The organism is Solirubrobacter ginsenosidimutans (assembly GCF_027587205.1).
This window is the reverse complement of record NZ_JAPDOD010000009.1, coordinates 46,953-64,795: the sequence shown is the minus strand read 5'-3', so window position 1 is coordinate 64,795 and position 17,843 is coordinate 46,953. Positions and strand designations below refer to the sequence as shown.

The 17,843-nt window shown below is 72.2% G+C and carries 22 protein-coding genes, 2 tRNA genes and 1 riboswitch; of the genes, 15 read left to right on the top strand and 9 right to left on the bottom strand.

The features are described from left to right. The first annotated feature begins 21 nt into the window (after positions 1-21). Positions 22-762: an aspartate/glutamate racemase family protein gene (locus tag OM076_RS12725; RefSeq protein ID WP_270040326.1), complete on the top strand. Its 741-nt coding sequence runs from the start codon at positions 22-24 to the stop codon at positions 760-762. On the opposite strand, the gene OM076_RS12720 is transcribed toward OM076_RS12725, so the two are convergent. From OM076_RS12720 to OM076_RS12700, 5 genes are all read right to left on the bottom strand, one after another. After that, positions 698-1,741 carry an ABC transporter ATP-binding protein gene (locus tag OM076_RS12720; RefSeq protein WP_270040324.1) on the bottom strand — a complete coding sequence of 348 codons (1,044 nt, stop codon included), beginning with the start codon at positions 1,739-1,741 and terminating at the stop codon, positions 698-700. The genes OM076_RS12725 and OM076_RS12720 overlap by 65 nt on opposite strands. Then, on the bottom strand, positions 1,728-2,492 hold the full coding sequence (locus OM076_RS12715) for an ABC transporter permease (RefSeq protein WP_270040322.1): 765 nt from the start codon (positions 2,490-2,492) through the stop codon (positions 1,728-1,730). Before OM076_RS12715 ends, OM076_RS12720 begins: the two co-directional genes overlap by 14 nt. Next, positions 2,489-3,241, bottom strand: coding sequence for a molybdate ABC transporter substrate-binding protein (modA, locus tag OM076_RS12710; RefSeq protein ID WP_270040320.1), 753 nt, complete (start codon positions 3,239-3,241; stop codon positions 2,489-2,491). Before modA ends, OM076_RS12715 begins: the two co-directional genes overlap by 4 nt. Before the next feature lie 24 nt (positions 3,242-3,265). Further along, complete coding sequence (locus OM076_RS12705; protein WP_270040319.1) at positions 3,266-4,675, bottom strand: MFS transporter; 1,410 nt, start codon at positions 4,673-4,675, stop codon at positions 3,266-3,268. Between the two features lie 63 nt (positions 4,676-4,738). Beyond that, a complete protein-coding gene (locus OM076_RS12700; RefSeq protein WP_270040317.1) occupies positions 4,739-5,047 on the bottom strand; it encodes an FHA domain-containing protein in 309 nt (102 codons plus the stop codon). A gap of 201 nt (positions 5,048-5,248) precedes the next feature. On the opposite strand from OM076_RS12700, the gene OM076_RS12695 reads away from it, so the two are divergent. The 4 genes from OM076_RS12695 (at position 5,249) to OM076_RS12680 (ending at position 7,245) form a co-directional block, all read left to right on the top strand. After that, entirely contained in the window at positions 5,249-5,869 is a 621-nt protein-coding gene (locus tag OM076_RS12695; RefSeq protein ID WP_270040315.1) for a cobalamin B12-binding domain-containing protein, read from the top strand. Further along, a complete protein-coding gene (locus OM076_RS12690; RefSeq protein WP_270040314.1) occupies positions 5,870-7,012 on the top strand; it encodes a PP2C family protein-serine/threonine phosphatase in 1,143 nt (380 codons plus the stop codon). It begins immediately after the preceding gene. Positions 7,013-7,048: 36 nt separating this feature from the next. Beyond that, a tRNA-Leu gene (locus OM076_RS12685) sits at positions 7,049-7,133 on the top strand. A 39-nt stretch (positions 7,134-7,172) separates the two neighbouring features. Further along, positions 7,173-7,245: transfer RNA gene (locus OM076_RS12680), tRNA-Glu, on the top strand. Between the two features lie 36 nt (positions 7,246-7,281). Here the strand turns inward: OM076_RS12680 and OM076_RS12675 are convergent. After that, positions 7,282-7,686, bottom strand: a complete 405-nt coding sequence (locus OM076_RS12675; RefSeq protein WP_270040312.1) for a type II toxin-antitoxin system death-on-curing family toxin — start codon at positions 7,684-7,686, stop codon at positions 7,282-7,284. Positions 7,687-7,809: 123 nt separating this feature from the next. Between OM076_RS12675 and OM076_RS12670 the strand changes: the two genes are divergently transcribed. Further along, complete coding sequence (locus tag OM076_RS12670) at positions 7,810-8,019, top strand: hypothetical protein (protein ID WP_270040311.1); 210 nt, start codon at positions 7,810-7,812, stop codon at positions 8,017-8,019. Between the two features lie 77 nt (positions 8,020-8,096). After that, positions 8,097-8,366 carry a hypothetical protein gene (locus OM076_RS12665; protein WP_270040310.1) on the top strand — a complete coding sequence of 90 codons (270 nt, stop codon included), beginning with the start codon at positions 8,097-8,099 and terminating at the stop codon, positions 8,364-8,366. On the opposite strand, the gene OM076_RS12660 is transcribed toward OM076_RS12665, so the two are convergent. After that, positions 8,363-8,659: a hypothetical protein gene (locus OM076_RS12660; RefSeq protein ID WP_270040309.1), complete on the bottom strand. Its 297-nt coding sequence runs from the start codon at positions 8,657-8,659 to the stop codon at positions 8,363-8,365. The two genes, OM076_RS12665 and OM076_RS12660, sit on opposite strands and share 4 nt — an antisense overlap. A gap of 35 nt (positions 8,660-8,694) precedes the next feature. Further along, entirely contained in the window at positions 8,695-9,132 is a 438-nt protein-coding gene (locus OM076_RS12655) for a ParB N-terminal domain-containing protein (protein ID WP_270040308.1), read from the bottom strand. Positions 9,133-9,689: 557 nt separating this feature from the next. On the opposite strand from OM076_RS12655, the gene OM076_RS12650 reads away from it, so the two are divergent. From OM076_RS12650 to OM076_RS12635, 4 genes are read left to right on the top strand one after another with little or no spacing between them, the layout of a single operon-like run. Beyond that, the gene (locus OM076_RS12650; RefSeq protein ID WP_270040307.1) at positions 9,690-10,823 is read left to right on the top strand and encodes a sensor histidine kinase; all 1,134 of its coding nucleotides are present in this window, start codon (positions 9,690-9,692) and stop codon (positions 10,821-10,823) included. 5 nt (positions 10,824-10,828) lie between these two features. Further along, positions 10,829-11,470, top strand: a complete 642-nt coding sequence (locus OM076_RS46010) for a response regulator (protein WP_270040306.1) — start codon at positions 10,829-10,831, stop codon at positions 11,468-11,470. Positions 11,471-11,472: 2 nt separating this feature from the next. Next, positions 11,473-11,865 (top strand): MerR family transcriptional regulator, encoded by a 393-nt coding sequence (locus OM076_RS12640; RefSeq protein WP_270040305.1) that lies wholly within the window; start codon positions 11,473-11,475, stop codon positions 11,863-11,865. Between the two features lie 26 nt (positions 11,866-11,891). Next, the gene (locus OM076_RS12635; RefSeq protein ID WP_270040304.1) at positions 11,892-12,689 is read left to right on the top strand and encodes a phosphatase PAP2 family protein; all 798 of its coding nucleotides are present in this window, start codon (positions 11,892-11,894) and stop codon (positions 12,687-12,689) included. Here OM076_RS12635 and OM076_RS12630 read toward each other — a convergent pair. Beyond that, positions 12,622-13,179: a cob(I)yrinic acid a,c-diamide adenosyltransferase gene (locus tag OM076_RS12630; RefSeq protein ID WP_270040303.1), complete on the bottom strand. Its 558-nt coding sequence runs from the start codon at positions 13,177-13,179 to the stop codon at positions 12,622-12,624. The two genes, OM076_RS12635 and OM076_RS12630, sit on opposite strands and share 68 nt — an antisense overlap. Next, a riboswitch (cobalamin riboswitch) is annotated at positions 13,166-13,384 on the top strand. Its footprint overlaps the gene before it by 14 nt. A 29-nt stretch (positions 13,385-13,413) precedes the next feature. Here OM076_RS12630 and OM076_RS12625 point away from each other — a divergent pair. Genes OM076_RS12625 through OM076_RS12610 form a run of 4 tightly spaced genes read left to right on the top strand, consistent with a single transcriptional unit; the run spans position 13,414 to position 17,835 of the window. Next, complete coding sequence (locus OM076_RS12625) at positions 13,414-14,511, top strand: hypothetical protein (RefSeq protein WP_270040302.1); 1,098 nt, start codon at positions 13,414-13,416, stop codon at positions 14,509-14,511. After that, on the top strand, positions 14,508-15,431 hold the full coding sequence (locus OM076_RS12620; protein ID WP_270040301.1) for a DUF4430 domain-containing protein: 924 nt from the start codon (positions 14,508-14,510) through the stop codon (positions 15,429-15,431). Before OM076_RS12625 ends, OM076_RS12620 begins: the two co-directional genes overlap by 4 nt. Then, the gene (locus OM076_RS12615) at positions 15,428-16,273 is read left to right on the top strand and encodes an energy-coupling factor transporter transmembrane component T (RefSeq protein ID WP_270040300.1); all 846 of its coding nucleotides are present in this window, start codon (positions 15,428-15,430) and stop codon (positions 16,271-16,273) included. The genes OM076_RS12620 and OM076_RS12615 overlap by 4 nt, the downstream gene beginning before the upstream one ends. Next, complete coding sequence (locus tag OM076_RS12610) at positions 16,270-17,835, top strand: ABC transporter ATP-binding protein (RefSeq protein WP_270040298.1); 1,566 nt, start codon at positions 16,270-16,272, stop codon at positions 17,833-17,835. The genes OM076_RS12615 and OM076_RS12610 overlap by 4 nt, the downstream gene beginning before the upstream one ends. Positions 17,836-17,843 lie beyond the last annotated feature (8 nt).

The window sequence follows — 17,843 nt, the reverse complement described above, 5'->3', positions numbered from 1 at the left end:
CTTTCGATCATGATCTTCGCAATGCTGCGAATCGGGCTCCTCGGAGGCATGAGCTGGGAGTCGACGAGCGAGTACTACCGGCTCGTCAACGAGCTCGTCGCGGACCGCCTGGGCGGTCTGCATTCCGCCGACTGTCTGCTGCGCAGCGTGGACTTCGCCGAGATCGAGGTGCTGCAGCGCGAGGACCGCTGGGACGAGGCGGGCGAGCGGCTCGCGACCGAGGCGCAGGCGCTGCAAAACGCCGGCGCCGAGCTGCTCGTGCTGTGCACCAACACGATGCACAAGCTCGCCCCGCAGATCACCGCCGCGATCGACATCCCGTTCGTCCACATCGCCGACACCACGGCGCAGGCGGTCAAGAACGCCGGACTCACCCGCGTCGGCCTGCTCGCCACCGCGTACACGATGGAGCAGGAGTTCTACGTCGGTCGCCTGCGCGAGCACGGGCTCGAGGTCACGGTCCCGGACGCGAAGGACCGCAGGATCGTCCACGACGTCATCTACGAGGAACTCTGCCTCGGGATCGTCAAGGACGCCTCGCGCGACGAGTACCGACGGATCATGCGCGCGCTGGCCGCCGACGGCGCCCAGGGCATCCTGCTCGGCTGCACGGAGATCGACCTGCTCGTCGGAGCACAAGACTCGCCCGTCCCGGTCTTCGACACCACCCGCCTGCACGCCGAGCGGGCGGTCGAGCTCAGCGTGGCGTCAAGCGCGTCGCCGCGGCCTTCCACGTCGCCGTCACCCGCACCCCAGGGCTGAGCGCGAGCGCGCGCACCGACGCGACGGTGACCTCGGCCACGAGCGGCTGTCCCGCCAGCAGCCCGACCCGCGCCCGCCCGCCGATCTCGGTGATCGAGACGACCTCGGCCACCAGATGATTCTGCGCGGAGGAGGGCGCGCTGCCCGCCTCCAGCACGACCTCCCACGGGTAGAGGCTCGCACCGACCGGGCCGCTCGCCGCGTCGGTGCTGACGATCGTGCCACCGCCGTCAAGCGCGACCGACGTCAGTCCGTCCCGGCCGGCCGACGCCACGCCGGTCAGGACGACCGCCCCGGTGAAGTCGGCCACGAACGCCGAAGCGGGCCGCGCCGACAACTCGGCGGCCGTGCCGAGCTGCACCACCGAGCCGCCGTCGAGCACGCCGACGCGGTCGCCGAACTGCGCCGCCTCGGCGAAGTCGTGCGTGACCAAGAGCGACGGGACGCCCGTCTCGTGCAACACGGCGAGCAGCTCTCGCGCCGCCGCCGCGCGGGTGCGCGGGTCAAGCGCCGAGAGCGGCTCGTCGAGCAGCAGGACCTCCGGGCCGCGCGCCAGCGCCCGTGCGAGCGCCACCCGCTGGCGCTCGCCGCCGGACAGCTCCGCCGGCTTGGCGTCCGCGCGCGCCTCCAACCCGAACCGCTCCAGATACGCGTGCGCCCGCGTGCGCCGCTCGTCGCCGGAGATCCCGTAGGCGACGTTGCGCCACGCGCTCAGATGCGGGAAGAGCGCGTAGTCCTGGAAGACGTACCCGCAGCGCCGCCGCTCGGGCGCCACGAACACGCCCGCTGCCGTGTCCAGCCACACCGAAGAGCCGCACGCGACCACGCCGCGCTGCGGCCGGAAGAGCCCCGCCACGGTCTGCAGCACGGTCGTCTTCCCCGCCCCCGACGGACCCGCCAGCGCGACGCACTCGCCGTCGCCGACCGTCAGCGCGACGTCCAGCGACGCCCGCGCCGCCCCGATCTCAAGCCGCAGCACGGAACGCGAACTTGACCGCCAGCAGGAGCCCCGCCGAGACGCACACCAGCACCGCGGACAGACCCAGCGCACCCGTGAAGTCCGTCGAGAAGCGCTCGTAGATCGCGAGCGGCACGGTCTGCGTCACGCCCGCGAAGGACCCCGCGAACATCAGCGTCGCGCCGAACTCCCCCAAGGCGCGTCCCCACGCCAGCGCCAGCCCCGCCGACAACCCCGGCAGCGCTGCCGGGATCGCGACCCGCGCCAGCGTCCGCGCCTCGCTCGCCCCCAAGGTCCGCGACGCGTCCAGCCACGACCGGTCCAGCGCCGCGAACGCCGACTGCGCCTGGCGCAGGTAGAACGGCGCCGCCACGAACGTCAGCGCCACCACGACCGCCGCGGTCGAGAGCGTGAACGACACGCCCAGCGGCGCCAGCAGTCCGCGCGGGCCGACCGAGGCCAGGAGCGCGATCCCCGCCACCGCCGGCGGCAGCACCAGCGGCAGCTCGATCAGCGTGATCACGAGCTCGCGCCCGCGAAACACCCGCGTCGCCAGGAACCACGCGGCGGGCGTGCCCACGACCACGATCAACGCGACGGCGGCCAGTGATGTACGCAGCGAGAGCCACAACGCCTCGGTCGCGCCCGGGTCATCCAGCGAGGACAGCAGCTCGCGCGGGCCGACGTCGGCGAAGATCGCGACCACCGGCAGCACGAGGAACGCCAGCACGACGGCCAGCGCGAGACCCAGCAGCGCGGAGAACCAGTTCACGGAGGGGGAAGGAAACCAGCGCGCTGCAGCGCCTGCTGTCCCGCCCCGTCCAGCAGCCCGTCGACGAACTGCTGCGCCTGCTCCGGATGCTTGGCGCCCTTGACCACCGCCACGCCGTAGGCGACCTGCGGCTTGAGGTCCTCCGGCAGGTCGATCGCCTTCAGCTTCCCGTCGGTCGCCTCGACGTCGGTCACGTAGACGAAGCCCGCGTCGACCGCGCCCTGGGCGACCTTGCCGACCACGCCCCCGACGTCGGGCTCGTTGGAGCGCACATTGGCGAGGATCGCCTTCTTCTGGTCCGCCGGCAGCCCGTCGAGCACCTTGCGCGTGTACGAGCCGACCGGCACCGACGGCGAGCCCATCGCGATCGTCGTGCCCGGCTTCGCGAGGTCCGCGAGTCCCTTGATCGAGCTGTCGGGCGGCACCGCCAGCACCAGCTGGTTGGAGGCGAACACGACCGGCTTCTCGACGAGCCCCTCGGCGTACAGCTGGTCGGGGAGCTTCGTGTTGGCCGAGGCGAAGACGTCGGGCTTGACGCCCTGGCGGATCTGGGCGGCGAGCTCGTCCGAGCCCGCGAACGACGGGCGCACGGTGGCGGCGCTGAAGCCCTTGCCGTAGTCGGTGACCGCGTTCTTCAACGACGCGGCGGCCGAAACGGTCAGCGCTGGCTTGGCGGGAGACGACGAAGAGTCGTCTGACCCGCAGCCGGCGAGCAGCGCGAGGCAGGCGAGAACGGCGATACGGCGCATCGCCTCACGGTACCAATGCAGTGCCTAGGCAGCGACCGGAGCGGGGACCGGCTGCGGCTGCGGGCGCCGCGTCTGCGGGATCGCCAGCGCGGCGACGACCGCGAGCCCCGCGGCGACCGCGGCGACGATGAACGCGTCGGTGTAGGCGGCCTCGGAGGGGATCTCGGTGCCGGCGATCGTCTTGGCCGTCAGCAGGCTGGCCACCAGCTGCGCGCCCAGCGCGCCGCCGAGCGAGCGCATGATCGTGTTGATCCCCGTGGCGACGCCGACCTCGTCGCGCGGGACCGCCTCGACGATCAGGTTCGCCATCGACGCGAAGGAGAACCCGATGCCGACGCCCAGCAGCGCGCCGCCGACGCAGATCTCCCACTCGCTGCCGTGAAACAGCGCGTAGACGACAAAGGCGAGCATGCCCGAGAACGTCCCGATGACGAGCGGCAGCCGCGAGTTCGCGCGCGTCGCCAGCCGCCCCGCGAACGGGCCCGCCACGAGCATCACCAGCGTGCTCGGCAGCATCAGCAGGCCCGCGCCCGTGACCGACGCGCTGAAGCCGTAGCCGAACTTCGTGTTGGTCTGGGCGAGCTGCGGGATCAGCAGGAACGACGCGAACATCGAGAAGCCGACCAGCACCGCGGTGACGTTCGTCATCAGCACCGGCCGCCTGCGCAGGACGCGCATGTCGACCAGCGGCTGGTCGACCTTCGTCTCGAACCAGCCCCAGAAGCCCGCGAGCGCGAGGCCGCCGAGCGACAGCGCCAGCACCCGCGGCGAGCCCCAGCCCCACTCGTTGGCCTTGCTCAGCCCGTACAGCAACGCGGCGAGCGCGACCGACAGCAGCGCGGCGCCGGCCCAGTCCACGCGCGCGCCCGGCCGCGTCTCCTCCTGCGGGACGAAGCGCCAGATCGCGAACGCGGCGGGCAGCGCCATCAGGCCGAGCCAGAAGAGCCAGGACGCGTCCAGCGCGGACACGATCAGGCCCGCGATCACGAGCCCGACGCCGCCGCCGATCCCGAACGTGGCGCTGATCCCTCCGATCGCGGTCGCGACGCGGTCCGGCGGGAACGTCTCGCGGATGATCCCGAACGCGAGCGGGAAGATCCCGCCGCCGACGCCCTGGATCACACGCCCGATGACGAGCACGCCGAGCGACGGCGCCAGCGCGCACACGGCGCTGCCGGCCGCGAAGACGAGCAGCACGATCGTCAGCACCTTGCCGCGGCCGAACAGGTCGCCGAGCTTGCCGACGATCGGCGTCGCGACCGACGCCGCCAGCAGGTATCCCGTGAGGATCCACGCCGCCGATGCCGCGTCCGCGCCGTACTGGTGCTGGATCTCCGGCAGCGCGGGGGAGACCACCGTCTGCGACAGCGCGAACACGATGCCGGCCAGCACCAGCGACAGGAAGACGACGCGGGTGTGGTCGGCACGCGGCATTTGCCACGCAGTTTATGAGAAATCTGGACGGGGCGGTCCGAAACCCCCCGTCCGTCGGGTCGTCTACTCCGCTCGTTCGACGAAGCGCAGCGTGATGTGCCCGCAGACGACGACGTCGCCGTCCTGCAGGTCGGCTTCGCTGACCCGGACCCCGTTGACGTGCACCCCGTTGCGGCTGCGGTCGTCGAGGATCACGGTGCGATCACCGCGACGCGCGATCAGCGCGTGGCGGCGGGAAACGGACGCGTCGTCGAGCACGATCTCCGAGGAAGGGCTGCGCCCGATGTGCATCAGGTCGGCGTCCAGCGGGAGCAGGACGACGTCGGACCCATCCTCGATCGCGAGGTAGCGCCCCGGTGAGAGGCGCGGCATGGTCACTGATGCTCTGCGGCGCTCTCGCTCGGGGACCCGAGGGATCGTGCCGGTTTCCTGCGTGGGCGCTTCGGTGTGGAGTCGAGGATCGGCGATGGCCACGGGCAAACCTCCGGGACGGCGTGGTCAGTGCCTTGCGAGAGGCATTGTCGTTAAGAAGTGCAAGTGTGAGGTAAAGATCTGTAGGCGTAGCCTTCGGGCATGGTCGAGCTGCGGCAGCGGTACGTCGATGCGCTCGTCGCGGGCGATCAGGCCGCCGCCGTCCGGCTCGTCGAGGACTCCGACGCCGACGTGCGCTCCCTCTACCTCGACGTCCTGCAGCCGGCGCTCTATGAGATCGGGCACCGCTGGGAGGAGGCGGAGATCTCGGTCGCGCAGGAGCACCTGGCGACCGCCACGACCCAGAGCCTGATGGCGCGGCTCGCCGAGCGCTTCGTGGGCGGCACCCGGCGCGGACGCAAAGTGCTGATCGCGTGCGCCGACGGCGAACTGCACTCGATCGGCGTGCGGATGATCGCCGACTTCCTCGACGCCGACGGGTGGGACGTGCTCTTCGTCGGCGCCCTGTCGCCGTCCGCGGCGGTGGCGGACCTGGCCCGTGCGCAGGCCGTCGACGTCGTCGCGCTCTCGGCCGCGCTGCCCGCGCGCGTGCCGGAGCTCGTCAACGCGGTGCGGGTGCTGCGGGCGCTCGAGCCCCCGCCGGTGATCGCCGTCGGCGGCCAGGCGTTCGCGGGCGACGCGACGCGCGCACTCGAGACCGGCGCCGACCTCTTCGCTGCCGACGCCGCCGCGTTCGCCGGCCAGCTTGCGACCCGTTTCTAAGTGATCGGCATCTCGATCGACTCGTGGACGTGGCGGTCGGTGGCGGTGCTGGCCGCGGCATTGGACGCCGATGGCCTGATCCGGCGCGCCAACCCCGCGCTGGAGCGGCTCGGCGGGAGCGCCGGCCGGCCGTTCGCGGACCTGATCGAGCCGTCGCAGCACGCCGCGCTGCAGCGCCGCCTCGCCACCGCGAGCGACAGCTGGCGGTCGGGGACGTTCGGCTTCGCGAGCGAGACGGGGCGGCCCGCGACCGATCGCCGGCTCTGGATCGCCGCCGCCGGTGACGAGGTGCTGGTCGTGGGGGAGCCGGTCGTCGACGAGCAGGAGCGTCTCGTCGAGAAAGTGCTCGAGCTCAACGACGAGCTCGTCGGCACCCATCGCGAGCTCGTGCGCCAGCGCGCCGCCGCCGAGGCGGGCGAGCGCCGCGTCGCGGAGCTGCTCGAGCGCGAGCGCGGGATCGCCGAGACGCTGCAGCGCGCGCTGCTCCCCGATCGCCTGCCCTCGGTCGAGGGCATCGAGCTGGTCGCGCACTTCGAGCCCGCGACCGGCCACGTCGGCGGCGACTGGTACGACGCGCTGGAGCTCGAATCGGGCGAGCTGGCGCTGGCGATCGGCGACGTCGCCGGCAAGGGCATCCCCGCCGCGGCGCTGATGGGCGAGCTGCGCGGCGGCCTCCGGGCCGCGATCCTCGCGGGCGCGGAACCCAGCGACGCCCTGCGCGTCCTCGATCGTCTCGCCCAGCGTGCCGGGCACATGGCCACGGTCGTGATCGTGCTGCTCGATCCCGCGACCGGGGCGCTGCGCTACGCGACCGCCGGCCACCTCCCGCCGGCGCTGATCGATCCTGGCGGCGCGGTTCGATTCCTCACCGCCGGCGCCTCCACGCCGCTGATCGCCTACGACCCGAAGGCGGGTGGCGCGACGGACCGGCTCGAGCGGGGCGCCCGCCTCGTCCTCTACACCGACGGCTTGGTGGAGCGCCGCTCGGAAGCGATCGACGCAAGCCTCCGCCGCCTCGCCGAGGCCGCGTCCGCCGGCGTCGAGCTCGCCGCGCTGCCGGCCCATCTGCTCGCCGCTCTCCGGCCCCCCGAAGGCATCGCCCGCGACGACATCGCGATCGTCGCCGTGCAACGCACCCGCTGACCGCACCGCCGCGCTATCCTTGCGGCCTCGCAGCTGGCGGCTGTGGTGAAATTGGTATACACGCAGGCTTCAGGTGCCTGTGGGCTTTACGCCCGTGGAGGTTCGAGTCCTCTCAGCCGCACTCTCTGCGCCCGTTGCTACGCTGGGCGCAGTGGTCCCTGCCGCTATCGTCTAGGGGACTAGGACGCCGCCCTCTCACGGCGGAAACCGGGGTTCGAATCCCCGTAGCGGTACTAACGAACGCCCTGCCTCCGAGCAGGGTTTCGTCGTTAAGGCGCGGGTGGCTCGAGGCGTTCGAGGACCCAGGCGGTGAACGTCGCCTCCGACGCCACGCCGGCGGCGACGTCTTCGATCATCTGCGCCGTGTCGGCGAGCCCGCCGGGCGGGTGCGTGAAGACCGCACCATTTCGTTCGATGAACTCGCGCATGACGTCGTAACCCGCCCGCTTGTTGCCGTCTGGAAGTGGGTGGTACGTGATGATCCGGAACGCGTAGACGGCTGCCTTCTCGCCGAGTGACGGGAAGAACTCGACGGCGCCGAAGCCGCTGAACGGCGCTGCAAGCGCGGCTTGGGCGATCTGCATGACTCGCGGCATGCGCGCGAGGTCCCGGGCGGCGATGCCCGCATGGGCTTCCGCGATCAGGAGGAAGTCTGCGAGTTCGACTCGATGCATCGTGACGCCATTGTGTCGCGGTGTCTCGATACCGAGCCATCATGCATCAGTTCAGGTTTACGTATCGGGCCCTTGGCGTCTACCATGGTTGGTACCAACGAACCGCGCCCGTAGGAGTTCAACATGGCCAAGAACATGACGCTGCGCCTGGATGACGAACGGGCGGCCATGCTGGAGATGGTCGCGCGAGCGGAGGACAAGTCGATGACGGACGCCGTCCGAGACGCCATCGACGCCCACATCGAGGCGCGTCGCAAGGACGCCGATTTTATGGAGCGCCTGCGCCTGCGGCACGAGCAGGAGCGCGAGCTGTACGAACGCCTGTCGAAATAGACCGAATCGGACACCTGTCCAGGGGTATCGCGACGAGATTGTCCGCGCCGATACATCGAGGAGAGGAAAGGAATCCCATGTCATTGATCTCAAACGTGCCGGCCCAAGCCGCGAGCACGGGCAATCTCAATCTCTCCAAGCAGACCTCCCAGCCGAGCAAGCCGGTGGCCAATCCGGCCGGCCGTGCCGACCAGGCGCTCTTCACGTCGCGTGCGCTCGCAGGCGCGTTCGAGCCGACGGACGCCCCGCTCTTGACCGCCGGCGAGCTGCTGGCGAGCGCTCAGACGGCCATGCTGGCCCAGGCGCACTCGTCGCCCAGCGGCGTGCTGGCGCTACTGCAGACCTAGTTCGGGCTGTAGTTCGCGCCGAGGTCCGGCGACTGCGGGACCGCGCGCGGGATCACGAGGTGCACCGCATCGGCGAGCTCCGGGGTCCACGTGTGCGGGTGCAGGCCGACGATCGCCCGGGCGTCTCCGTCCTCCGGCGCGGCCAGACCCGCTTCGATCAGCAGGTCGGCGATCCGGTGCATGAGCGCGAGGGCGGCGGCCTCGGTGACGCCGTCGAGCAGGACGTCGAGGCGGTAGCCGCGTTCGGCCGGGTCCGGCTCACGGCCGGCGTGGGAGCCGAAGTCCTCGTGCACGTGCCGAAGCCTACGCCGCGCTCGGCGGCAGGCGTTCAGCGGGCGTCGACCGTCGCGTCGATCGCGACCGCGCCGCGAGCGTGGGCGACCGAGACGCGATGGTGGCCGTCCACGACGGCGAAGGAGTGCTCGCCCACGGGCACGACCGAGATCGGGGGCAGGATCGTGCCGTGGTCCTCGGCCAGCCAGATGCGCTCCCAGCGCCGGCGGGCGGACCGGGTCACCGGCCGGAAGGCGCCGTCGAACTGCGCGGCGCGGGTCGGCTCGAGGGTTCCCGCGATCGCCGCGAGCGGGATCTCACGCAGGCCATGCTGCCCCGCGCGGCGCGGCCGGCCCGAGCTGCAATAGACGGCCAGCCTGCGCTCCACGCTGCCCAGGTGCAACGCTCGCGCCAGCGCGGCGCGGCGGCTCGCGCGGCGGGCGCGGGTGAAGGCGTATTCGGCGTCGATGAGGCCTGAACCCGTTCGCATCATGTGGTCCAGTCTCGGGCTGAGACAGCCGTGCGACATCGGGCGGACGCCGTCAGTTCAGGTGCGGCACCCCTTACTGACCTCCTGGTCAGGACCTATCGTCCCGCGGCCAAGACTGGACGTATGTACTGACGGCTGTCCTACGTTTCCGTCGATCGGCAAATAGAGGGCGCAGAAACCGCCGCCCAGAGCGAAAAACCGGTTTAGTGAGTTTCGCTGTAAGGGGTGTCAGACCACTACGCGTCCCCAGTGGTTCGGGTTGCCCCCCTTGCGCCGGGTTTGCCGGTTGAGATACAACACCGCCGGGTTCGGAGGTTCGGAGGGTGGAACAGATGGAGCAAGGACCGGCTCGGAAGCCGGCGCTTCCTACGGTGTCGATCGCCGCGCTAGGTGCTGCGGGGGTCTCGCTGGCGGTGGTCGCCGTCCCGTGGCTGCGGATGTCGGTAGAGGCGCCGTCCCTGAGGGTGGCGCTTGAAACTGGTGGTTCATTGCTGGCGGTCACGACCGTCGGCCTGTTACTGCGGCAATGCGGTCTGCGTTCGCGCGCCGATCATCTCTGGTTGACGGCCGGGTTGGTGATCCTCGCGCTGACGTCGCTCGTCGTCGCAGGGCTCGTCGTCGCCGATTCGTGGTCGCCCAATGAGGCGCGCTACTCGATGGGCGGCAACCTCGCGGGCACGCTGATGCTCGCCATCGCGGCCTTCGCCCCGTCGAGGAAGCTGCGCGTCAACCCGCGGCGGATCCTGATCGGCGCGGGCGCTCTAGGCATCGTCGTCTTCGCGCTGGCCTCGGTGCTGGCGGGCGCCGGCCCGACGCTGCGCACGCCGAATTCCACGTGGCCGACGTTCCACCTCGAGCTCGGCCGCGTGATCGTGCAGATCGCGACCGCCACCGCGCTGATCACCGCCGCCGCCGGCCTCAGCCGCCGCGGTGAGCCGTTGCTGCGCTGGGTCGCGGTCGCCGTCGTGCTGGCCGGCATCGCCAAGCTCGACTACGCGCTCTTCCCGCCGCTGGGGCCGAAGAACGTCCACCTCGGCGACGTGCTGCGCGTCACGGCGTGGGGCGTCCTGCTGATCGGCGTCGTGGGCGAGATGCGCACCCGCTTCCGTCTGCGCTCCGAGGCGGCCATCGCCGGTGAGCGCCGCCGTCTCGCGCGTGAGCTGCACGACGGGGTCGCGCAGGAGCTGGCCCTGATCCGGCGCCGCGCCGGCCGCCTGTCCGGCCATCCGGACGGCGAGGAGATCACCGCCGCCGCCGACCGCGCGCTGGAGGACTCCCGCCGCGCGATCGAGGCGCTCGTCCCGCCCGCGCACGAACCGTTGCACGTGGCACTGGAGCGTCTCGGCGCCCGGCTCGCCACCGAGTGCGGCGTCGAGGTGCAGGTCAACGTGCGCGTCCAGACGATCATTCGCGACGAGGTCCGCGCGGAGCTCATGCGGATCATCTGCGAGGCCGTCCGCAACGCGGCCAATCACGGCGGCGCGCACCACGTGCGGGTCGATCTCGCGGGCACGCCGCTGGCCGTCCGGATCATCGACGACGGCAACGGATTCCGCGACGGCGTCAACAGCGGTCTCGGGGTCGCCGGGTACGGTTTGATCGCCATGCGCGAGCGTGCTGAGCAGGTCGGGGGCCAGTTCAGTCTGGAATCCGTCCGCGGCGCGGGTACTCTCGTGCAGGTGGTGCTGCCATAGATCAGGTGCGCGTTCTTGTCGCTGATGACCACGCGCCGACGCGCGAGGACATCGCGGCGGCGCTGGGTCAGGACGGCGGCTTTGAGGTCATTGCCACGGCGGAAGACGCGCCGGGTGCGGTCGACGCTGCTCTGAGGGAGCAGCCCGATCTCGCCCTGCTCGACGTCAACATGCCGGGCAGCGGCCTGGCCGCGGCGTGGGAGATCACGGCGCGGCTCCCGTCCACGCGAGTGGTGATGCTCACCATCTCGCGCGACGACAGCCATGTGTTCGCGGCGCTTCGCGCCGGTGCTGCGGGCTACCTGCTCAAGGACACCGAGACCGAGCGGCTGCCGAGCGCCCTGCGCGACGTGATGGCAGGCGAGGCGGCGCTGCCCGTCACGCTGGTCACCCGCCTGGTGGAGGAGTTCCGCGACCGCGCGCCACGGCGGCGGGCGCTGATGCCCTCCCGCGAGGGCGAGCCGCGCCTGACCTCCCGCGAGTGGGAGGTGCTCGAGCTGATGCGCCGCAAGATGACGACGGCCCAGATCGCCCGCACGCTTGTGGTCTCACCGGCGACGGTGCGCTCGCACGTCGCCGCGATCCTGCGCAAGCTGCGCGTCGCGGACCGCGAAGCAGCAGTGAGGTTGTTGGACCCGGACAGCTAGCGATGCGCGCCCATGGCTCCTTTCTCGCCGGCGAGGTGGGGGAGCTGGCGGGCGTCAGCGGGAACACGATCGGCCAGTGGGCGCGGTGGGGGTACATCCGCGCCTCGCAGTCCTCCGGCGACCCGCACGTCTACAGCGTCGAGGACGTCACCGAGGCGGCGATGGTCCACACGCTGCTCGAGCGCGGCGTCTCGCATCTGCAGGTCCGGCGCGCGATCTCGCACCTGGCCTCCTACGGCAAGTGGCCGCTCTCGGAGGCCTCGCTGGCCGTCGCCGGTGGCAAGCTCGTGCTGCGCGAGGAGGGGGGAGCGTTCGCGCTCTCGCCGCGCGGCTGGCAGCGGATGGTCGCGCCGCCGCCGCTGGAGGACGTGCATCTCAAGCTCAGGAGATCTTGAGACGAGCCGGGTAGCTTGTCGTCGCGATGCTCCGTGTCGCCAGTGCCGTGCTCTGCGTCGTGTTGGGTGCCGTCGTGTACTTCGCGGTCCACGTCCCGGCGATCGCCGCCGCCGAGCTGCGGGTGCTGGAGGGCTTCATGGGCCTTCCGGGCAAGGCCTACGCCTTGGACCTCGTGGGCCTGTTCGACCCGGCGCCGTTCGCGGTGCTGTCAGGCTCGATCATCGCGGGCGGGCTGATCGCCCGGCGCCCGCGCGCCGCGCTCGCGGCGGCCGCGACGATGTACGGCGCGGCCGTCACGACCCAGGTCCTGAAGCCGGCGCTGGCGTTCCAACGCGACTTCCCGCCCGGCCATTTCATGGGGCCGATCGCGTTCCCGAGCGGGCACACCACCGCGGTGATGAGCCTCTCGCTGGCGCTGGTGATCGTCAGCCCGTCACGCCTGCGGCCGCTCGCCGCCGCGGCCGGCGGCCTGCTCACGGTCGCGACCGTCTTCTCGCTGCTGATGCTGGGCTCGCACTACCCGAGCGACATCATCGGCGGCCTGCTCGTGGCCACGTCGTGGGCCTGCCTCGCCAGCGCGGCGCTGCGGCTGGAGTTCTCGCCCAGCCCGAGCGGGGCGGCACTGGGGGCGGCGATCCTCGCCGCCGCGGGGCTGCTGGTGGTCGCGTCGCGGCCGGCGAGCGCGCTCGCCTACGCGTCCGCCAACACGACCTTCGTCGTCGGGGCGCTGGCGATCGCCGCCGGGGCGCTCGTGCTCAGCGGAAGCGTCCCGGCTCCCATAGGGGCTCAGCGGCACCCACGTTCGCCTCGCGCGAGAGGATGAACAGCAGGTCGCTGAGGCGGTTCAGGTAGCGCACGCACTCCGCGTTGACGGCTTCGCCGCACGCGATCGTGCGCCGTTCCGCGCGGCGGCAGACGGTGCGGCACACGTGCAGCTGCGCGGCTTGGACCGTGCCGCCGGGGAGGACGAAGGACTTCAACGCCGGGAGCGCCGCGTTGGCCTCGTCGCACGCCTCCTCCAGCCACTTCGTCTGCTCCGGGACCACCCGCAGGCGCTCGCGCGAGCCGCCCTCGGGCACCGAGATGTCGGCGCCGACGTCGAACAGGTCGTTCTGGACGCGCGCGAGCCACTGCGCCGTGCGCGGGGCGAGCCCGCCCTGGGCCAGCGTGACGCCGAGCTGCGCGTTGAGCTCGTCGACGGTCCCGTAGGCCTCGATGCGCTCATGCGTCTTGGAGACGCGGCTCATGTCGCCGAGGTGCGTCTCACCGCCGTCGCCGAGCCGGGTGTAGATGCGGGTCAGGTTCACGGTCATCGCTTGGCGTCCGTAATACCATGCTGACCGAATCAGGTCGGTGGTCAGGGAAGCCGGTGGGAATCCGGCGCGGACCCGCCACTGTCACCGGTACAAGCCCATCGCAGGGCGGCTGTGCGCCGCCGGTCACTGAGTCCTTACGGCTCGGGAAGGCGCGGAGGGGTTCGCCGGAAGCCAGGAGACCTCCCTCCGACCGCCAAGCCGACGCCCTCGTGGAAAGGGGTGGCTCACAGCATGAAGCTCACTGTTATCGCCGGCACGGTCGCCGGGCTGCTCTTCCTCTCAGCTCCTGCCTCCGCCGCCCCAACCGTCACCGTGCGCGTCGAGGGGGCCACTTCGACGCTGCTGGAGCGCACGAGCGTGACGCTCGGCTCCGGCAACGGCAGCCCGTGCGAGGCCGACACCGCGGGTGCGGCGCTCGACGCCGCGACCAAGGGCAACTGGGACAAGCAGGAGTTCGTCTCGACGATCCTCGGCGAGACGCACAAGTTCGACAACAACGACTACTGGGCCGAGTGGGTGGACAAGGGCCAGGGCTACAAGCGCGGTAGCGGCCTGTGCGCCGACCACCTCGCCGAGGGCGACGAGGTGCTGCTGCTGGTCGATCTCTCGCCGCCGCCGACGTTCGCGCCGACGGTCTTCCCGCTCGCCATCGAGACGCCGTCCGAGGTGGTCAACAACGCCGGGCCGCTCCCGGTGACCGTGGTCGAATACACGAGCGCGACCGGCAACCCCGGCGAGGGCGAGCGGACCCCGGTCGCCGGGGCGACGATCACCGGCGGCGATGTCCCGGTGGTCACCGATGCGGCCGGCCACGCCGACGTGCCGGTGGCCGCCCTGTCGGCGAACCCCATCCACCTGCGGGCGACGAAGCCCGGCGCGGCGCCGTCGGCCACCGAGTCGGTCACGTTCCTCTCCAAGGGCGTCCCCCAGATCAACGGAGTGCCCGTCCAGCCGCCCGCGACGCCCGACCGCTCCGCCCCGACCGCCAAACTGGTGGGCTTGACCGATCGCCAGACCCTCAAGACCGGCCCGCGTGAGCTGAAGGGCAGCTTCACCGACGTGTCCGGCATCAAGTCCGTCAAGCTGCGCCTGGCCAAGCGCGCCGGCGGGAAGTGCTCGTACTTCTCGGGCAAGCTCGAGACGTTCCGGCGCACCAAGTGCGGCACCGAGAAGTACTTCGCGATCGGCGACCGGGCCGACTGGACGTACCTGCTGCCGGCGAAGCTGGGCAAGGGCCGCTACGTGCTCGACGCGATCGCGATCGACGGCGCCGGCAACCGCACGCCGCTCGCGCGCGGGACCACGCGGGTGGTGTTCACGGTCCGATGAAGCGCCTTTCCCTCGCAGCGCTCGTTCTCGCCCTCGTCGTCGCCGGCTGCGGCTTCGGCGCGGGGAAGAAGTCCGGCGGCTCGGTCAGCGTGACCGTCTCGGAGGACTTCGGGCGCGCCCGGCTCGCGCCGACGAGCCGGCAGACCGCCCGCGAGGGGGAGACGGTGATGCGGCTGCTGCAGCGCTCGTTCGACGTCACGACGCGCTTCGGCGGCAACTTCGTGCAGGAGATCGACGGCGTCTCGGGCGGGCGTGAGGACGGCCGCCGCGTCGACTGGTTCTACTACGTCAACGGGATCGAGTCCTCCAACGGTGCCGGCGAGCGCAAGCTCTATCCGGGCGACCGCATCTGGTGGGACCACCACGACTGGCAGACCGCGATGCGCGTCCCGGCCGTCGTCGGTGCGTTCCCGGAGCCGTTCCGCTCCGGCGAGAACGGCAAGAAGCTCCCGATCCGGCTCGTCTGCTTCAACGGCGAGGACCGCTCGTGCGACGAGGTCGAGAAGCGGCTGCGTGACGCGGGCGTGCCCGACGTCGCCCGCTCGAACCTCGAGTCCTCGCCCGGCGAGGTGCTGCGCATCCTCGTCGGCAAGTGGTCCGACGTGCGCAAGGACATCGCCTCGCGGCAGCTCGAGCAGGGCCCGTCGGTGTCGGGCGTCTTCGCCAAGCCGTCGCCGGACGGCGCCTCGATCGCGCTGATGAGCGCCGACGGCAAGGCGGGGCGGACGCTCGGCCCGGGCTCGGGCCTGGTCGCCGCGACCTCCTACCAGGAGGAGCACCCGACCTGGATGATCACCGGCACCGACGACGTCGGGGTCGCCGCCGCGGCGGCCGCGATGACCGAGGACCAGTTGCGCGACCACTTCGCGCTCGCGATCGACGCCGGGCGGGGAGTCCCGCTCCCGCTCGAGGCCCCATGACGCGCAGCCCGCTCCATGCCACGCGGGCGAGCGTGGGTGGAGCGTGGTGCCTCGCGCTGGGCGCGGTGCCGATCTGCAGCGGGCATCCGGCGCTGCTGGTCGCCGTGCTCGCCGCCGAGGTGATCATCGCCTTCGCGGCGGGGCTCGGCCCGGAGTTGCGGGCGACGGCGCGTTGGGGCGTGCCGTTCGCCGTCGTGGTGATGGCGATCAACGTGCTCGTCTCCCGCAACGGGGCGACGGTGCTCTTCCGCGGGCCGTATCTGCCGTGGGTCGGTCAGGTCGACTTCACGTTCGAGGCGCTCGTCTACGGCGCCGTGCTCGGCCTGCGGATCCTGGCGATCTTCGGCTCAGCGATCTTCCTCGCCGCCGCCGTCGACACCGACGAACTGCTGCGAGCGCTGCGCCGCGTGTCCCTGCGCTCTGGGGTCACCGCCGCACTTGCCCTTCGGCTGTTCGGCGTGTTGAAGCGCGACGCGGGGCGGCTCGCCGACGCGCAGCGCTGCCTGCCGGACGGCGGCGCCTCGCGGCTGCAGGTCCTGCACGCGGTGACGACCGGGGCGCTGGACCGCGCGACCGACGTCGCCGCGACGCTCGAGGTCCGCGGCTTCGGCGCCGGCGGGCGGCCGCCGCGGATGCCGCGTCCGTGGTCGCGCCACGACCTCGCGTTCACGTGCAGCGCGATCGTGCTGGTGGGGATCGCCGCCGGCGTCGTGGCCGGCCTCTGGGGCGAATTCGAGGCCTATCCGCGACTGTACGCGCCGCTGAATGCCGCCACCGCGGGTGCGATCGCGGTGCTGATGCTCAGCGCGGTGCTGCCGTTCGCCGATCGGCGCGGGATATGACGCCCCTGCGCGTCTCCGATCTCTCCTACCGCTACCCCGGCGAGGAGCGGGCGGCGCTGGACAGCGTGTCGCTGACGGTCGAGCCCGGGGAGCTGGTCCTGCTCGCGGGCGGGTCGGGATCGGGGAAGTCGACGCTCCTGCGCGCCGCGTCGGGGCTGGTGCCGCACTTCCACGGCGGGACGTTCGCCGGCACCGTGCTGACGGGCGGGTTGGACACGCGCGAGCACGGGCCGGCCCAGCTCGCCGCGGTGGCGGGGACGCTCTTCCAGGACCCCGAGACGCAGGTCGTGATGGGGACGGTCCGGGCCGAGCTGGCGTTCCCGCTGGAGAACCTCGGCTGGACGGCGCCCGCGGTGGCCCGCGGCGTCGAGGAGGCCGCGCTCGCGCTGGGCCTGGGGAACCTGCTCGACCGGCCCACGCACGAGCTGTCGGGCGGGGAGCTGCAGCGGGTCGCGCTCGCCGCCTCGCTCGCCGGCCGCCCGCGCCTGCTGCTGCTCGACGAGCCGACGTCCCAGCTCGACCCCGTCGCGGGCGACGAGCTGCTCGGCGTGCTGCGGCGCCTCAACGAGGAGTGGGGCACCGCGATCGTCCTCGCCGAGCACCGCCTCGAGCGCTGCCTGCCGGCCGCCGACCGCGTCGTCGAGCTGCGCGACGGGCGGGTGGTCGCGGACGAGACGCCGCGCACGTGGCTGGCGAGAACGCGCGCGACGCCGGCGGCGCAGCTCTTCGCGCTCGCGGGCGTGGACGGGGCGCCGGTGACGGTGAAAGAAGCGCGGCGCGGGCTCGCGCGGGTGGGGTGGACCGGAGAGGCGCGGGCGGGCGACGACGCGTCGGCGGCCGCGAACGCCGCGGCCGACTCCCGCCGCGGCCTCTTCGCGTCGCGCCACGCGCGGCGCGACGCGGTGCTGTCGGTCGAGAACGTGTGGCTCGAGCTGCGCGACGGCCCCGCGATCCTGCGCGGGGTGACGCTGCATGCCCATGCCGGCGAGGCGATCGCGCTGATGGGCCGCAACGGCGCCGGCAAGTCGACGCTGCTGAAGGTCATCGCCGGCTTGCTCGACGCCACCCGCGGGCGCGTCAAGACGCCCGCGACGGCGCTGCTCACCCAGCATCCCGGCGACCACCTGATGCACGACACGATCGGCGCCGACGTCCCCGGCTCGGAGCTGGCGCACCGGCATCCCAAGGACGTCTCCGGCGGCGAGCGCCAGCGCAGCGCGCTCGAGCTGATGCTCAGCGCGGGGGCCGAGGTGCTGCTGCTCGACGAGCCCACGCGCGGGATGGACCCCGCTCGCCGCGACGCGCTCGCCGCGCGGCTCACGCAGCGCGCCGGCGTGACGATCGTCGCCACCCACGACCCGGAGTTCGCCGCCGCCTTCGCCACCCGCGTGATCCTGCTCGGGGACGGTCGCCCGGTCGCCGACGCGACGCCGTCGGAAGTGCTCGCCGGCGGGTGGTACTTCGCGACGCAGGTCGCGCGCGTGCTCGGCGGGGCGGGCGGCGCGCTGACGCCGGAGCAGGGCGCGCGGCTGCTCACGCAGGCGACGGCGGTGCCGCTGTGAGCTGGATC

What these genes read in the sequence shown, in the direction of transcription:
- OM076_RS12615 (WP_270040300.1), top strand. Translation starts at nt 15,428, where the DNA reads ATGACGCGCAGCCCGCTCCATGCCACGCGGGCGAGCGTGGGTGGAGCG.
- OM076_RS12610 (WP_270040298.1), top strand. Translation starts at nt 16,270, where the DNA reads ATGACGCCCCTGCGCGTCTCCGATCTCTCCTACCGCTACCCCGGCGAG.
- OM076_RS12630 (WP_270040303.1), bottom strand. Translation starts at nt 13,179, where the DNA reads ATGACCGTGAACCTGACCCGCATCTACACCCGGCTCGGCGACGGCGGT.
- OM076_RS12635 (WP_270040304.1), top strand. Translation starts at nt 11,892, where the DNA reads ATGCTCCGTGTCGCCAGTGCCGTGCTCTGCGTCGTGTTGGGTGCCGTC.
- OM076_RS12625 (WP_270040302.1), top strand. Translation starts at nt 13,414, where the DNA reads ATGAAGCTCACTGTTATCGCCGGCACGGTCGCCGGGCTGCTCTTCCTC.
- OM076_RS12695 (WP_270040315.1), top strand. Translation starts at nt 5,249, where the DNA reads ATGGTCGAGCTGCGGCAGCGGTACGTCGATGCGCTCGTCGCGGGCGAT.
- OM076_RS12620 (WP_270040301.1), top strand. Translation starts at nt 14,508, where the DNA reads ATGAAGCGCCTTTCCCTCGCAGCGCTCGTTCTCGCCCTCGTCGTCGCC.
- OM076_RS12640 (WP_270040305.1), top strand. Translation starts at nt 11,473, where the DNA reads ATGCGCGCCCATGGCTCCTTTCTCGCCGGCGAGGTGGGGGAGCTGGCG.
- OM076_RS12675 (WP_270040312.1), bottom strand. Translation starts at nt 7,686, where the DNA reads ATGCATCGAGTCGAACTCGCAGACTTCCTCCTGATCGCGGAAGCCCAT.
- modA (WP_270040320.1), bottom strand. Translation starts at nt 3,241, where the DNA reads ATGCGCCGTATCGCCGTTCTCGCCTGCCTCGCGCTGCTCGCCGGCTGC.
- OM076_RS12655 (WP_270040308.1), bottom strand. Translation starts at nt 9,132, where the DNA reads ATGATGCGAACGGGTTCAGGCCTCATCGACGCCGAATACGCCTTCACC.
- OM076_RS12725 (WP_270040326.1), top strand. Translation starts at nt 22, where the DNA reads ATGCTGCGAATCGGGCTCCTCGGAGGCATGAGCTGGGAGTCGACGAGC.
- OM076_RS12700 (WP_270040317.1), bottom strand. Translation starts at nt 5,047, where the DNA reads ATGCCGCGCCTCTCACCGGGGCGCTACCTCGCGATCGAGGATGGGTCC.
- OM076_RS12670 (WP_270040311.1), top strand. Translation starts at nt 7,810, where the DNA reads ATGGCCAAGAACATGACGCTGCGCCTGGATGACGAACGGGCGGCCATG.
- OM076_RS12705 (WP_270040319.1), bottom strand. Translation starts at nt 4,675, where the DNA reads ATGCCGCGTGCCGACCACACCCGCGTCGTCTTCCTGTCGCTGGTGCTG.
- OM076_RS12665 (WP_270040310.1), top strand. Translation starts at nt 8,097, where the DNA reads ATGTCATTGATCTCAAACGTGCCGGCCCAAGCCGCGAGCACGGGCAAT.